Genomic DNA, 14,404 nt, shown 5'->3' with positions numbered 1-14,404 from the left:
CCCTACACCCCTTATTCGACGAATCAGTGCTGTCAGTCTATGGCCGAACAGCAGGGCAGGTGGTTGCGTAGTCGGCTTCTAATGATTCGTAAATTGGCATAACCTGCCAAGCACTCGAACTACTCAATCGGAAGATGCCAATTCATGAAGCTGGACGCCTTCGACCGCAAAATCCTCGCCGCACTGCAACGGGACGGCCGCCTGAGCAACGTGCAACTGGCCGAAGAAATAGGCTTGTCTCCCTCGCCGTGCCTGCGTCGCGTGCGGATGCTTGAGGACGCCGGAGTGATTCGCGGCTACCAGGCCATCCTCGACCGTGATGAAGTGGGCCTCGGGATGACGATCTTCGTCGGCGTCAAGGTCGAGCGGCACACCGACGAACGAGCCGAGGCGTTTCGTCAGGCGGTAATGGCTTTGCCTGAGGTGATCTCGGCGTTCCTGGTGTCAGGCGAGTCGGATTTTTTGCTGCAAGTGGTGGTGCCGGACCTGCGGGCCTATGACCGTTTTGTCTCAGGGCATCTGCTGAAACTGCCGGGGATCAGGGATATCCGCAGCAATTTCGCGATTAACACTGTGAAAGCGCCGGTGCCGTTGCCGTTGGGGCATTTGGCTGGAGGGTGAAGCACTGGCAATTCTCTGTCGCACACCATTCTCTGATTTTGCCTACAAACTAAGCGGGAGTCGCCCGCTACCCACAATTGCACAAATAGGAAATAGTGTTCCGCAAACGGACTATGCGACTGGCAACGAACAATTGACGTCCGACAGATTCTGCCGGCTTCGCAGAGCGCGATGCTTGGGGCAGTGGGGCAAACCTTGGAGGGATGGTCAATGTATCCTAATACGGTAATTGAGCTTTCAAGCACACGGCTCACATTGTTCCAGATGGTTCACAGACTCAGCACGGCCTCCGGCCGCGGAGGAGAAAGGAGACATGCCTACACCTCGTAGTTATCAAGCAAGCATCGAGCAATTGCATCAAGAGGTAGAGGCGTTAGCTGAAGAAATGAGACGCCCGACTCCAACTACGGTTCGCGTTACGCTGCTGCCGTTCAGCATCGGCGCTGCGTTCGCCCTGACCTTGTTCACCATCGTGGCTTTTGTCGCAAAGCATGTTTGATCCTCCTGCGCGACCGTCAGGGACGCCAACCCCAAAAACCCCAGACCAAAAAAAACCGGCCACCAAGAGCCGGTTTTTTTTTTATCCCCCGTCAAAACCACACGACGCAGGACCAGAATTTGATTGGAGCGGGTGAAGGGAATCGAACCCTCGTTATCAGCTTGGGAAGCTGGAGTAATGCCATTATACGACACCCGCTCAGAGCGGCTGACTTTGTACCAGATGTCGCTTGGGATTTGAAGTTTTTCTTTCCGGACGGTGAGGTCATCCGTCCACGCAAGCCTCAAACCAGAGCGGTCGTTCGCGGGCGAGCCCCGTTGCCGGAGGCTTGCTCGCGACGACTTTTTTCAAATGGCCAGCGCATGGTAATCCTGCACGTAGCTGTACCGCGGTCGGCTTTCGTGGTGGGTCGGTTTCAAGAAGCTCAGCAACGCGTCGCGGCTGTCGCGGCAGGCGGCCTTGTGTTCCATGTCCAGGAAATGCCCGGTGGCTTGCAGCGTGGTGAAGGTGCTGTGCTGGACATGGTTGCCGAAGAGCCTGGCGTCGGTGGCCGAGGTGTACTCGTCCCATTCGCCGTTCAGGAACAGTACCGGCACGTTGATTTTTCTCGCCGCGTTGACGTAGCACTGCTGGTCGCTGTGGAGGATGTCATGGATGTGAAAGTGCATCTGCCCATATTCATGCTCGGCCAGGTTGCTGACGTGGCGATAATTGAAGCGCTTGAACAGCGGCGGCAGGTGTTTGCCAATGGTGCTGTTGACCAAGTGCCCCACACGGTGACCGTCCAGGCTGCCCAGGTAGTCCACGCCGCGTTCGAGATAGTCGCGCATCGGCGCGTTGAGCACCGGTGAGAACGAGCTGATCACGGCCTTTTCGATACGACGCGGGCGCTGGGCCAGTGCCGTCAGTGCCGCGGCGCCGCCCCACGAGAATGACAATACGTGCTCGGCAGCGAAGTGGTCGATCAGCTCCAGCAGGATCTGTCCTTCGATTTCCTTCGTCAGCATTTGCTCGTGGAGGTTGTGGGGCTTGGATTTGCCCGCGTAGGGCTGGTCGTACAACACGACGTTGAATTGCGGATAGAGGTTTTTGGCGGTCTGTGCAAACGACGCGGTGGTGGCCATCGAGCCGTTGACCAAGATGATGGTCTTTTGTGCGGCGTCTGCGCGATAGAACTCCGTGTAAACCCGATACTGACCCTGTATATCCAGCACAGCGATTTCTGGCCTCATGTCATAAGACTCCTGGCAAGCGGGTATGCGCGCAATGAGATTGCACGGGCAATGTGACAGGTAGGCATACGCCTGGAAGATAAGGCCCATGTCGATCCAGGAAAGCCGGTCGACGGGTATTGTTATGGCGGGCAGCTTGCCGGCGGATATGGCGGAACCTGAGGGTTCCAGCCGGCAAAAAGTTTCTTAGAGGTATGAAGTGACCAGTCGGTCACATTTCGGCCGACGGTTTGATTCAAGCAGGGGGTCGACCGTTGCGCAAGTGCTCTTTGAAAATTGCTCGACACTTCTGCCCAGCGGTCATCTGGCTCAGATCAGGCGGATTTCATCGGGGCTCAGGGCGCGGTATCGGCCCGGTTCCAGATCGACGTCCAGCACCAGCGGCCCCATGCGCTCGCGGTGCAGGCGCAACACCTTGTTATTGAAGTGCCCGAACATGCGCTTGACCTGGTGATAGCGTCCTTCAACGATGCTCAATCGCGCCGAAGACGGCCCAAGCAACGTCAGCTCCGCCGGTTGAGTGGTGAGGTCTTCGAAAGCGAAGTACAGGCCTTGGGCGAACGTGGCGGCGTATTCGGCGGTGATGGTCTGTTCGGTCTCGACGTAGTAGACCTTGGGCAGCTTGGTCTGCGGCTGGGTCAGGCGCCGCGACCAGCTGCCATCATTGGTGATCAGCATCAGTCCGGTGGTGTTGAAATCCAGGCGGCCGGCGATGTGCAGGTCGTCCTTGTCCGGTTCGTCGAGCAAGTCGAGCACGGTGCGGTGCTGCGGGTCGTGCGTGGCACTGACGCAGCCTTGCGGTTTGTGCAGCATGAAGTACCGCGCCATTCGGCCTGCCTGCAACACCTCGCCATCTACTTCGACGTGGCTGAATTCGCGCACTTGCGCGTGCGGATCGTTGACGGTCTGGCCATCGATCCGCACTCGGCGCTCCGCCAATAGCAGTCGGACCTGTTGGCGATTGAAACGCGGCAGATTACTGAGGAAACGGTCAACGCGCATGGGCAATTCGGGCAAGGAGGCGGAGGGCGGGCATCTTACGCCAACGGTTGGGGCTTGGCGCGCAACTGGTCGTCCACTCGCGCGCATTGCGGGCACAGGCAGGATTTATCGCGCAATTGCGCTGGCAGGGCCTCGAGCACGGCCGGGTCGATACTCACGCCATAGCACCAGCAGGCGCGGTCGGCGGTTTTCGGGTTGGCCAGGGTGCAGTCGTTGGCGGCGCCGCAGGCGGGGCAGAGGTCAGGTTTATTCATAACTCGAATGAGGCATCTCCACGCAGGTTCTGTTGGTTCCGGTTTGTCGGGCGCGTTGCAGGGCATGATCGGCCCGGGACAGCAGGCTGTGCAAGGTGTCCTCGTCCTGCAAGGTGGTCAGGCCGATGTTGATGGTGACGCGCAATTGTTTCCCGCTGCAAAAGTAGCGCTGTTGCTCAATGCGCTGGCGAATTTTCTCGGCGATCTTCAGACCGTTCTGTCCATCGGTGTCCTTGAGAAGCAAGGCGAAAGCGTCAGCACTCCAGCGGCAGACAATGTCCGAATGGCGCACGTTATTGGTCAAGTCGCGCGCGAATCCGCTCAACAATTGATCGCTGGCGATGTGGCCATGGGTGGAATCCAGTTGCTTGAAATTGTCCACTTCCAGCAGCAGCGCACTCAACGGCTTGGGTTCACGTTGGGCTTCGTGCAGGGCCTGCACCGCCAGCAGGTCGAAGCCCCGTCGGTTGGGCAGTTCGGTGAGGCCGTCAAGAATGGCTTGGGCATCGATCCGACGTTGATAGCTGACCACCAGCCGATAAAGCATCGCAAGTACGGCCACCGTCACCAGCAGGCCGATCAGCAGATTGAGGTACAACGCCTTGAGAATCGTGTCCCGCAGCAAGGTGCCGGCAGCGTAGTACCCCAGCAGCGAGGTCACCAGGAAGCCGGCACTCAACAAAATGGTCAGTACCAGCATTGGCGAGCGCGGGGAATACAACGGCGAACGAAGCGACATGGCGATTCCCTTGGAGTGATCCGATGGAATCAGTTTAGTGGCCTTGTGGGAAAAGGTGCCTGGATTTGTAGTTCGTGAAGCGGTGGAGAGGGAGCAGCCCCCTCGCCGGAATAAAGCAAAAGGCTACATGTTTCGAGTTATTGCCACGTCGCACCAGATTCCGATTTCACTGTCAGATTAATCGTCAGTCACCTCAATAGATGACTGCCGCCCGTCAGCGTCGCTGATGTGGCCCACCCGCGGTCCAGGAGGCCGCCATGTATCGACGACTGCTGTTCATTGCGTTTCTCGGTTTGACTCTTTCAGCCTGCGTGCCTTACGAGGGAGGAGGTTCGAACTATTACCGTTCCGAGGTCTACACCTCACCAGCGCCGGTCTATTACGGTGGCGGGAGTTATTATTCGGCCCCACGTGGCTACTACGCGCCACGGTACTATCAGCCGGCCCCACGTTATTACTCGGCACCGCGTTATTACCAGCATGGGCCTCGTTATTACTCGCCCCCGCGAGCAGCGTACCGGCCTTATCCACACCGGGGCGGCTGGGATGGCCGTGATCGGGGCGGCTGGAACGACGATCGCGGTCGTCGAGGCGGTCGTGATCGCGGACACGATCACCGGGGACGCGGCGGTCATGATGGACGAGGCGGCCATCGCTGACAGAGTGGCAGCAAAAAGCGGCGCATTGAGCGCCGCTTTTTTTATGCGTGCACTTTTTATACGGATCCCAGGTATCGCTTCCTCTATTGCCGCTCGCCCATTGTTCGATGACTACTGGCCAAAAGCGGCAGAAAAGCGGCATCCAGCGGAAGCCGATTGCCGCTTTTCTGGCATTGCCGCCGTGCCAATATCCCGCAAAGCGCCGGTTTACGGGGCTTTCTGCAAGTGGCACGCCGCTTGCTAAAGCCATCGTAAGTACATTTCTGGTCACCCAAAGGTTTCCGACATGAGCATCAGCTTCGATAAAGCGCTCGGTATCCACGAACAGGCCCTGAGCTTCCGCGCCCAGCGTGCCGAAGTCCTGGCCAACAACATTGCCAACGCCGACACCCCGAACTACAAGGCGCGCGACCTGGACTTCTCCAAGGTGCTCGCCGAGCAGAACGAAAAGACCAAGAACGGCCACTTCGCCTTGAACATGACCAACAACCGTCATATCGAAGCAGAAGGCCTGGGCAGCGGCGACGAATCGCTGATGTACCGCACGCCGATGCAGCCGTCGATCGACCAGAACACCGTGGACGCCCAACTGGAACAGTCCAACTACGCGGAAAACTCCGTGAACTTCCAGGCCAGCTTCACCCTGCTCAACAGTAAATTCAAAGGGCTGGTATCAGCCCTGCGTGGAGAGTAAGCCATGTCGATCGCGAGCGTATTCCACATCGCCGGCAGTGCCATGAGTGCCCAGACCACTCGCCTGAACACCGTCGCCAGTAACATCGCCAACGCCGAGACTGTTTCGTCGAGCATCGACCAGACCTACCGCGCCCGTCATCCGGTCTTCGCCACCATGTTCCAGGGCGGCCAGTCCGGCGGCAGCGACTCGCTGTTCCAGGACCAGGACGCCGCCGGGCAGGGCGTTCAGGTGCTTGGCGTGGTCGAAGACCAGAGCAACCTCGACGCCCGTTATGAACCAAACCATCCGGCCGCGGACGCCAAGGGTTATGTCTATTACCCGAACGTCAACGTCGTCGAAGAAATGGCCGACATGATTTCCGCCAGCCGTTCGTTCCAGACCAACGTCGAAATGATGAACACCGCCAAAACCATGATGCAGAAGGTCCTGACCCTCGGTCAGTGATAAGGGGCGAGTCACATGAGCGTCACCAACACCACCAGCGGTTTGAGCCTCAACGAGATTCTGGCCAACTCCTCGGTCAAGACCAACACCGCCACCGATACCCTGGGTACGGTGACCGGCACGGCGACCGGCAAGAAGGAATTGGGCAAGGATGCGTTCCTGCAACTGCTCGTGACCCAGCTGAAAAACCAGAACCCGCTGGAGCCTCAGGACAACGGTGAGTTCGTTGCCCAGCTGGCGCAATTCAGCAGCCTGGAAGGCATCACCACGCTCAACCAGACCGTGAGCGGCATCGCTGGCAACTACAACTCGTCCCAGGCCTTGCAGGCTTCGTCGCTGGTGGGTCGTTCGGTCATCGCGCCTGGTGACAAGGCGGTGGTCGATACCTCCAAGAGCCTCAACGGCACGGTGGTGGTGCCGGCATCGGTGTCCTCTGTCGCCGTCAAGATCGTGGACAAGGACGGCAAGACCGTTCGCACCATCGACCTGGGCAGCCAGAACGCCGGCAAATCGGCATTCATCTGGGACGGCAAGAACGATGCGGGCGCGACGGTCGAGTCGGGCACGTACACCTTCGCGGCCTCGACCACCATCGATGGCAAGGCCACGTCGCTGATCACCCACCTGCCGGCCACGGTCAGCAGCGTGACGATCAGCCAGACGGGCGGTGAGCTGATGCTCAACCTGGCCGGGCTGGGCAGCATTGCCCTGTCCAAAGTACAAACTATTGGTATGTAGAGCCGACTAACCGGCAAAAGGAGTCAACATGTCTTTCAACATCGGCCTTAGCGGTCTCTATGCTGCCAACAAACAGCTGGACGTGACCGGCAACAACATCGCCAACGTGGCGACCACCGGTTTCAAATCGTCCCGCGCGGAATTCGAAGACGTCTACTCGGCCACCAAGCTGGGTTCGGGCTCCAAGACCGTCGGCAACGGCGTGCGCCTGGCCAACGTTTCCCAGCAGTTTGGCCAGGGTGACGTGAACAACACCGGTAACGTATTGGACATGGGTATCCAGGGCCAGGGCTTCTTTGTCCTGAGCAACGACGGTTCCCTGAGCTACACCCGTGCCGGTACTTTCAAGACCGACAAGGAAGGCTACGTCACCAACAGCGATGGCACTGCACGCCTGCAGGGTTATGGCGTGGATGCCAACGGCAAGATCCAGAACGGTATCCTGACCGACCTGCGCATCGACACCTCGAACCTGCCGCCGAGCGCCACCAGCCTGGTTTCGTCGACGATCAACCTGAACTCCACGGCGACGCCGATCACCGCCGCGTTCAATCCGACCGACACGGCCACGTTCACCAAGCAGTTCACCACCCCGGTCTATGATAGCCAGGGTAACCAGCACTCCATGGACCAGTACATGGTCAAGACGGGCTCCAACACCTGGAACGTCTATACCTTGATCGACGGTCGCAACCTCACCGGTAGCTTGCCAACCACGACCGGTGCGACCGCGCCTGTTCCGTCGACCATGAACTTCGATGCGAACGGCAAGTTGACGACGGTCACCACTCCGCCCGCGACGGTCAATAGCGATCTGGTATTGACTGGCTGGGTTCCTGGCACCGTGACCAACGGAACATGGACCGCCAACGGCGCCGCGAGTGCACCGACAATCACGATCTCCATGGGCACCACCACCCAGTTCAACGCCGACACCGCTCGTTCGATCCCGGCCCAGAACGGCTACGCCACTGGCCAGATCACCAACCTGACCATCGACGGCAGCGGTGTATTGCTGGCCAACTTCAGCAACAACCAGACCAAGCCGATCGGCCAGCTCGCGCTCGCCAGCTTCACCAATGAGCAAGGCCTGCAGCCGGTAGGCGGCACCAGCTGGAAAGAAACCTTCGCTTCGGGTATCCCGGGCTACGATGCTCCGCAAACCGGCACCCTGGGTTCGATCGTCTCCAACTCGCTGGAAGAGTCCAACGTCAACCTGACCAACGAACTGGTCGAGCTGATCAAGGCGCAGAGCAACTACCAGGCGAACGCCAAGACCATCTCCACCCAGAGCACCATCATGCAGACCATCATTCAGATGGCTTGATAACGTTGGTTGCTTGAAGGCTGCACGAAGAGCCCCTCGCAAGAGGGGCTTTTTTGTGGCGGCTCTTTTTGTGGTGCTTGTCCCGGGCCACTCCAGGCCCCGGCTTTCTCCAGGCAAAAGAAAACCCCCGATAAACCAGCGGTCTATCGGGGGTTTCTTCAGCAGGCGCCTTGCAGCGCCTACCCGCTCAGCTTATTGGCAAGCTTCGCAATCCGGCTCGTCGATCGCGCAGGCCTTTGGCACTGGCGCAGGTCCTGCTGGAGCAGCCAGGACCGAGTCGTCACCGTGGTTGCCGCCGCTGGAAACCGCGTTCAGCTTGCCGGTGTTGATGGTCGACTTCTCGGTGCTGGTGGCGGCCAGGGCACGAAGGTAGTAAGTGGTTTTCAGACCACGGTACCAAGCCATGCGGTAGGTCACGTCGAGCTTCTTGCCCGAGGCGCCGGCAATGTACAGGTTCAGCGACTGAGCCTGGTCGATCCACTTCTGGCGACGGCTGGCAGCGTCGACGATCCACTTGGTGTCCACTTCGAACGCGGTTGCGTAAAGCTCCTTGAGCTCTTGCGGGATGCGTTCGATCTGCTGCACGGAACCGTCGTAGTACTTCAGGTCGTTGATCATGACCGAGTCCCACAGGCCGCGAGCCTTGAGGTCGCGAACCAGGTACGGGTTGATCACGGTGAATTCGCCCGACAGGTTCGATTTCACATACAGGTTCTGATAGGTCGGTTCGATCGACTGCGACACGCCGGTGATGTTGGCGATGGTCGCGGTCGGCGCGATGGCCATGATGTTGGAGTTACGGATGCCTTTCTGTACACGGGCGCGAACCGGTGCCCAGTCCAGGGATTCGTTCAGGTCAACGTCAATGTACTTCTGGCCGCGCTGGGCGATCAGGATCTGTTGCGAGTCCAGCGGCAGGATGCCCTGGGACCACAGCGAACCCTGGAATGTCTCGTAGGCACCGCGCTCGTCGGCCAGGTCGCAGGAAGCCTGGATCGCGTAGTAGCTGACCGCTTCCATGGACTTGTCGGCGAACTCGACCGCAGCGTCCGAACCGTACGGGATGTGCTGCAGGTACAGCGCGTCCTGGAAGCCCATGATGCCCAGGCCGACCGGACGGTGCTTGAAGTTGGAGTTCTTCGCTTGCGGCACCGAGTAGTAGTTGATGTCGATCACGTTGTCGAGCATGCGCACGGCCGTGTTCACGGTGCGTTGCAGCTTGGCGGTGTCCAGCTTGCCGTCATTGATGTGATTCGGCAGGTTGATCGAGCCCAGGTTGCAGACTGCGATCTCGTCCTTGTTGGTGTTCAGGGTGATCTCGGTGCACAGGTTCGAGCTGTGGACCACGCCCACGTGCTGCTGCGGGCTGCGCAGGTTGCACGGGTCCTTGAAGGTCAGCCATGGGTGGCCGGTTTCGAACAGCATCGAGAGCATCTTGCGCCACAGGTCTTTGGCCTGGACGACTTTGAACAGCTTGATCTTGTTGTACTCGGTCAGGGCTTCGTAGTACTCGTAGCGCTCTTCGAAGGCCTTGCCGGTCAGGTCGTGCAGGTCCGGTACTTCGGATGGCGAGAACAGGGTCCACTTGCCGTCGTCGAAGACGCGCTTCATGAACAGGTCCGGGATCCAGTTGGCGGTGTTCATGTCGTGGGTACGACGACGATCATCACCGGTGTTCTTGCGCAGCTCGATGAACTCTTCGATGTCCATGTGCCAGGTTTCCAGGTAGGCACAGACCGCGCCCTTGCGCTTGCCGCCCTGGTTGACCGCGACCGCGGTGTCGTTGACCACTTTGAGGAACGGCACGACGCCTTGGGATTTGCCGTTGGTGCCCTTGATGTACGAGCCCAATGCGCGAACCGGAGTCCAATCGTTGCCCAGGCCGCCAGCGAATTTCGACAGCATGGCGTTGTCGTGGATCGCGCCGTAGATGCCCGACAAGTCGTCTGGCACGGTGGTCAGGTAGCAGCTGGACAGTTGCGGACGCAGGGTGCCGGCGTTGAACAGGGTCGGGGTCGACGCCATGTAGTCGAAGGACGACAACAGGTTGTAGAACTCGATCGCACGGTCTTCGCGTTGCTTCTCTTCGATCGCCAGGCCCATGGCCACGCGCATGAAGAAGATCTGCGGCAGTTCGAAACGCACGCCATCCTTGTGGATGAAGTAACGGTCATACAGGGTTTGCAGGCCCAGGTAAGTGAACTGCTGGTCGCGCTCGTGGTTGATCGCCTTGCCGAGTTTTTCCAGGTCGAATTCGGCCAGGACAGGGTTCAGCAATTCGAACTCGATACCCTTGGCGACGTAGGCCGGCAGGGCCTTGGCGTAGAGGTCGACCATTTCGTGGTGGGTCGCGCTCTCGGCGACTTCCAGGAAGCTCAGGCCTTCGGCGCGCAAGGTGTCCATCAGCAGGCGGGCGGTGACGAACGAGTAGTTCGGCTCGCGTTCCACCAGGGTCCGTGCGGTCATCACCAGGGCGGTGTTGACGTCCTTGAGCGCGACGCCGTCATAGAGGTTCTTCAGGGTTTCGCGCTGGATCAGGTCGCCGTCGACTTCTTCCAGGCCTTCGCAGGCTTCGGTGACGATGGTGTTCAGGCGGCCCATGTCCAGCGGCGCCAGGCTGCCGTCGGCGCGGGCGATGCGGATCGAAGGGTGAGCCTGGACCGGTGCGTCGGCCGGGGTGCGGATGGCGCGCTCCTTGGCGCGCGAATCACGGTAGATCACGTAGTCGCGAGCGACTTTCTGCTCGCCAGCACGCATCAGGGCCAGTTCGACCTGGTCCTGGATTTCTTCGATGTGGATGGTGCCGCCCGAGGGCATGCGACGCTTGAAGGTCGCAGTGACTTGCTCGGTCAGGCGGGCCACGGTGTCGTGGATTCGCGACGAAGCGGCAGCGGTGCCGCCTTCAACTGCGAGAAACGCTTTGGTGATGGCGACGGTGATCTTGTCATCGGTGTAAGGAACGACAGTCCCGTTACGCTTGATCACGCGCAGCTGGCCAGGCGCGGTGGCGGACAGATCCGGGTTCGAATCAGCGGCCAGCGGCGCGGTGCCCTGCGGGTTCTCGCGAGTTGTGTCGGTGTGCATGGGTGTCTCCACGTTCTCTATGTTTATTTGGGCACCATCACGGTGCCCACCGTTCCGTCCTGAAGCACTACAACCGACTGGCGCCGGGTATAACAACTTCGGGACAGTAGGAAGCGAGCCAGTGGCGCCGCTTCCATCCGAAGTTCTCGGGTCGCGAGCCTGGGCTCGAAACCGGGTTTGCAGGGGTGGCAGCAAAGGACTGCAACACCCGTACCGTTTCGGTCGTTCCAGACCCTGAAACAGTCGCCATCCGCAGGGGGCGGTCTGGACTTGGAAAAACTGTCGTGTTGCAGGAGGGCAGAGGCAAGAAAATCGCTTGAATTCTCTATCCAACTTGTGTTTGGTTTTTGGCCTGAAACCCTACATGTAGGGTTTTTTACGCGGCGGGCTACAAGATAATGCGTTTTGGGGCATGAATCAACGTGCTACCTGTGGATAAGCCTGTGCGTAATTTGTGTGCGAAACGTGGAACTGCTCTGTAGGCCGCGACCTTGCTGGAGCGCGGCTTTTTTCATCGATTTTGACGACTTGAAAACAGCCCGGGGTTTTTTCGGGCGCGGACGTTACCACACAAATCCAGCCCGACCGAACGCATTTGTCCGCTTGTTTTCTGTACAGCCGGCGTTTATACAATCGGCCGGCGCATGGGCGTGTTTATCCTCCTTTGATATGACAAACAGACGGGAGGATCCGGGTTTCAAGCGGCCACAGGGTGAGTGTTCATCCTTTCTTTTTATACCTACAACAAGACGAGGCCCCCACGTGGAACAAGAAGCCTGGCAGATATTGATCGTCGAGGATGACCAGCGTCTGGCCGAACTGACCCGCGAATACCTGGAAAGCAACGGCCTGCGCGTCGCCATCGAAGGCAACGGCGCGGTGGCGGCGCAGCGGATTATCAGCGAACAGCCAGACTTGGTGATCCTCGACCTCATGTTGCCCGGCGAAGATGGCTTGAGTATCTGCCGCAAAGTGCGCGAGCAATTTGACGGACCGATCCTGATGCTCACCGCCCGTTCCGATGACACCGATCAGATCCAGGGCCTGGACCTGGGCGCCGACGACTACGTCTGCAAGCCGGTGCGCCCGCGTCTGCTATTGGCGCGCATCCAGGCGCTGTTGCGCCGCAGCGAACCGGAGCCGTCCGTGCCGCAGAAACAGCGGCGCCTGGAGTTCGGTCCGCTGGTGGTGGACAACGCCTTGCGCGAAGCCTGGCTGCAGGGCAACGGTATCGAGCTGACCAGCGCCGAATTCGACTTGCTGTGGCTGCTGGTGTCCAACGCCGGGCGCATCCTGTCCCGTGAGGAGATCTTCACCGCCCTGCGCGGCATCGGCTACGACGGCCAGGACCGCTCGATCGATGTGCGTATCTCGCGCATCCGCCCCAAGATCGGCGACGACCCCGACCATCCGCGATTGATCAAGACCATTCGCAGCAAAGGCTACCTGTTCGTCCCCGAAGCCTGCGTAGACGCGGCTTCGTGAACTCGATCTTCCTGCGCATCTACGGCGGCATGTGCGCGGCACTGGTGCTAGTGGCGGTGCTTGGCGTGCTGGCCCTGCATCTGCTCAACCAGACGCGTGGCGAGCAATACCGCGAGCGCTTGGCCCATGGCACGTTTTCCCTGATGGCCGATAACCTGCGGCCGATGAACGACACCGAGCGTCGACGGGCGCTGGCGGTGTGGGAACGCCTGCTGGGGATTCCGCTGCAGCTGAGGACTTTCAATCAGACCGACCTCGACCTGGGGCAGCGCACCCGCGTGCTGCGCGGTCAAGTCCTGGTGGAGCAGACCGGCCCCCATGCGGCGAAGGTCTATCGGCTGGTCAGCGATGGTGAACAGTTGACGCTGGTGGGCGAGGTTCGCCAGATCAGCGAGCAACTGGCCCGGGCGACTATCTATCTGCTGGCCGATGAGCTGGTGCGTTACCCGGTGGCCGAGCAGCCCGGACGGCTCGCGCAACTGAAGCAGGAAAAAGGTTTCGGCTTCGACCTGCGGCTGATGAAGGTCGAGCAGGCGGACATGGACGACGATCAGCGTCGGCGAGTATCGGAGGGCGATACGGTGATGGCGCTGGGCAAGGGCGGTGACTCGATCCGGGTCTTTGCCGGGATGGTCGGCACGCCGTGGGTCCTGGAGATCGGTCCGTTGTACCAAATGAATCCGTACCCACCCGAATGGCTGGTGCTGATCGCCGCGTTGGGGTTGAGCCTGATCGGTTTGATCGTCTATCTATTGGTGCGCCAGTTGGAGCGACGCCTGCGCGGCCTTGAGTCGGCCGCCACTCAAATCGCCCAAGGCAGCCTGGAGACCCGCGTCCCCGCCCGAGGCGCCGACTCGGTGGGGCGCCTGGCCGCTGCGTTCAACGGCATGGCGGAGCATTTGCAGCAGTTGCTGGCGATCCAACGAGAATTGGTGCGCGCGGTCTCCCACGAGTTGCGCACGCCGGTGGCGCGTCTGCGTTTCGGCCTGGAAATGCTCGGCAGCGCCAGCACGCCCGATGCCCGGGACAAATACCTGGCGGGCATGGACCACGATATTGAAGACCTGGACCGGCTGGTGGATGAAATGCTGACCTACGCCCGACTGGAACAAGGGTCGCCGGCGTTGAATTTTCAGCGGGTGGACCTGGATGCGCTGGTCAATCAGGTCATCGAGGAACTCGGGCCTTTGCGCGCCGGGGTTACCGTAGAGCGTGGCCTCTGCCTGTCCGCCGCCGATTGTGACGACGCCTGGGTCGAGGCCGAGCCGCGGTTTTTGCACCGTGCCCTGCAGAACCTGGTGGGCAATGCCATGCGCCACGCCAGATCCCGGGTCACGGTGAGTTACCAAGTTGGGCAGTTGCGTTGCCGGGTCGATGTCGAGGATGACGGACCCGGTGTGCCCGAGGCCGCATGGGAGCGGGTGTTCAAACCGTTCCTGCGCCTGGATGACAGTCGCGCGCGGGCGTCGGGCGGCCACGGGTTGGGGCTGTCGATCGTGCGGCGGATCATCCACTGGCATGACGGCCGGGCGTTGATCAGCAGGAGCAAAAGCCTCGGAGGAGCCTGTTTCAGCTTGAGTTGGCCGAGGCACCAGGACCGGTCTTGAGGGATGGGGCCCAAAT

Annotated in this window: 14 protein-coding genes, 1 tRNA gene and 1 pseudogene; 10 read left to right on the top strand and 6 right to left on the bottom strand. The window is 60.2% G+C overall.

The genetic code is table 11. The features are described 5' to 3' along the window. The first annotated feature begins 144 nt into the window (after positions 1 to 144). Positions 145 to 621, top strand: coding sequence for an Lrp/AsnC family transcriptional regulator (locus J3P95_RS18885; RefSeq protein WP_434558256.1), 477 nt, complete (start codon positions 145 to 147; stop codon positions 619 to 621). Between the two features lie 313 nt (positions 622 to 934). Then, positions 935 to 1,120, top strand: coding sequence for a hypothetical protein (locus J3P95_RS18880; protein WP_434558255.1), 186 nt, complete (start codon positions 935 to 937; stop codon positions 1,118 to 1,120). Between the two features lie 124 nt (positions 1,121 to 1,244). Here the strand turns inward: J3P95_RS18880 and J3P95_RS18875 are convergent. From J3P95_RS18875 to J3P95_RS18855, 5 genes and pseudogenes are all read right to left on the bottom strand, one after another. After that, positions 1,245 to 1,318, bottom strand: a tRNA-Gly gene (locus tag J3P95_RS18875). Between the two features lie 149 nt (positions 1,319 to 1,467). Then, a complete protein-coding gene (locus J3P95_RS18870) occupies positions 1,468 to 2,352 on the bottom strand; it encodes an alpha/beta fold hydrolase (protein WP_434558254.1) in 885 nt (294 codons plus the stop codon). A gap of 309 nt (positions 2,353 to 2,661) precedes the next feature. Further along, positions 2,662 to 3,354, bottom strand: a complete 693-nt coding sequence (locus tag J3P95_RS18865; protein ID WP_434558253.1) for a pseudouridine synthase — start codon at positions 3,352 to 3,354, stop codon at positions 2,662 to 2,664. A gap of 35 nt (positions 3,355 to 3,389) precedes the next feature. Then, a complete protein-coding gene (locus J3P95_RS18860; RefSeq protein ID WP_434558252.1) occupies positions 3,390 to 3,608 on the bottom strand; it encodes a cysteine-rich CWC family protein in 219 nt (72 codons plus the stop codon). Continuing rightward, a pseudogene (locus J3P95_RS18855) lies at positions 3,601 to 4,218 on the bottom strand (GGDEF domain-containing protein); the annotation flags it as partial. The gene J3P95_RS18860 and the pseudogene J3P95_RS18855, both read right to left, overlap by 8 nt. A 386-nt stretch (positions 4,219 to 4,604) precedes the next feature. Between J3P95_RS18855 and J3P95_RS18850 the strand changes: the two are divergent. The 6 genes from J3P95_RS18850 to flgE are packed head-to-tail and all read left to right on the top strand — an operon-like array spanning position 4,605 to position 8,212. Beyond that, a complete protein-coding gene (locus tag J3P95_RS18850) occupies positions 4,605 to 5,006 on the top strand; it encodes a hypothetical protein (RefSeq protein WP_434558251.1) in 402 nt (133 codons plus the stop codon). Beyond that, the gene (locus tag J3P95_RS18845; protein ID WP_434563979.1) at positions 4,894 to 5,250 is read left to right on the top strand and encodes a hypothetical protein; all 357 of its coding nucleotides are present in this window, start codon (positions 4,894 to 4,896) and stop codon (positions 5,248 to 5,250) included. The genes J3P95_RS18850 and J3P95_RS18845 overlap by 113 nt, the downstream gene beginning before the upstream one ends. Before the next feature lie 42 nt (positions 5,251 to 5,292). Then, positions 5,293 to 5,700: a flagellar basal body rod protein FlgB gene (gene flgB, locus J3P95_RS18840; RefSeq protein ID WP_186615027.1), complete on the top strand. Its 408-nt coding sequence runs from the start codon at positions 5,293 to 5,295 to the stop codon at positions 5,698 to 5,700. Between the two features lie 3 nt (positions 5,701 to 5,703). Then, positions 5,704 to 6,147: a flagellar basal body rod protein FlgC gene (gene flgC / locus J3P95_RS18835; RefSeq protein ID WP_186644688.1), complete on the top strand. Its 444-nt coding sequence runs from the start codon at positions 5,704 to 5,706 to the stop codon at positions 6,145 to 6,147. A 15-nt stretch (positions 6,148 to 6,162) separates the two neighbouring features. Further along, positions 6,163 to 6,885, top strand: coding sequence for a flagellar hook assembly protein FlgD (gene flgD / locus J3P95_RS18830; RefSeq protein WP_434558250.1), 723 nt, complete (start codon positions 6,163 to 6,165; stop codon positions 6,883 to 6,885). 28 nt (positions 6,886 to 6,913) lie between these two features. Then, positions 6,914 to 8,212 (top strand): flagellar hook protein FlgE, encoded by a 1,299-nt coding sequence (flgE, locus tag J3P95_RS18825; RefSeq protein ID WP_434580123.1) that lies wholly within the window; start codon positions 6,914 to 6,916, stop codon positions 8,210 to 8,212. Positions 8,213 to 8,404: 192 nt separating this feature from the next. Here flgE and J3P95_RS18820 read toward each other — a convergent pair whose 3' ends face one another. Next, complete coding sequence (locus tag J3P95_RS18820; RefSeq protein ID WP_434580124.1) at positions 8,405 to 11,296, bottom strand: ribonucleoside-diphosphate reductase subunit alpha; 2,892 nt, start codon at positions 11,294 to 11,296, stop codon at positions 8,405 to 8,407. A gap of 762 nt (positions 11,297 to 12,058) precedes the next feature. On the opposite strand from J3P95_RS18820, the gene J3P95_RS18815 reads away from it, so the two are divergent. Then, a complete protein-coding gene (locus J3P95_RS18815; protein ID WP_434558248.1) occupies positions 12,059 to 12,781 on the top strand; it encodes a response regulator in 723 nt (240 codons plus the stop codon). Beyond that, the gene (locus tag J3P95_RS18810) at positions 12,778 to 14,388 is read left to right on the top strand and encodes an ATP-binding protein (protein ID WP_434558247.1); all 1,611 of its coding nucleotides are present in this window, start codon (positions 12,778 to 12,780) and stop codon (positions 14,386 to 14,388) included. Before J3P95_RS18815 ends, J3P95_RS18810 begins: the two co-directional genes overlap by 4 nt. The last annotated feature ends 16 nt before the right edge of the window (positions 14,389 to 14,404 follow it).

This window comes from Pseudomonas sp. Z5-35 (assembly GCF_051131945.1).
GTDB lineage: Bacteria > Pseudomonadota > Gammaproteobacteria > Pseudomonadales > Pseudomonadaceae > Aquipseudomonas > Aquipseudomonas marvdashtae.
The sequence above is the reverse complement of the archived record's forward strand: the minus strand, read 5'-3'. Positions and strand labels throughout refer to the sequence as shown.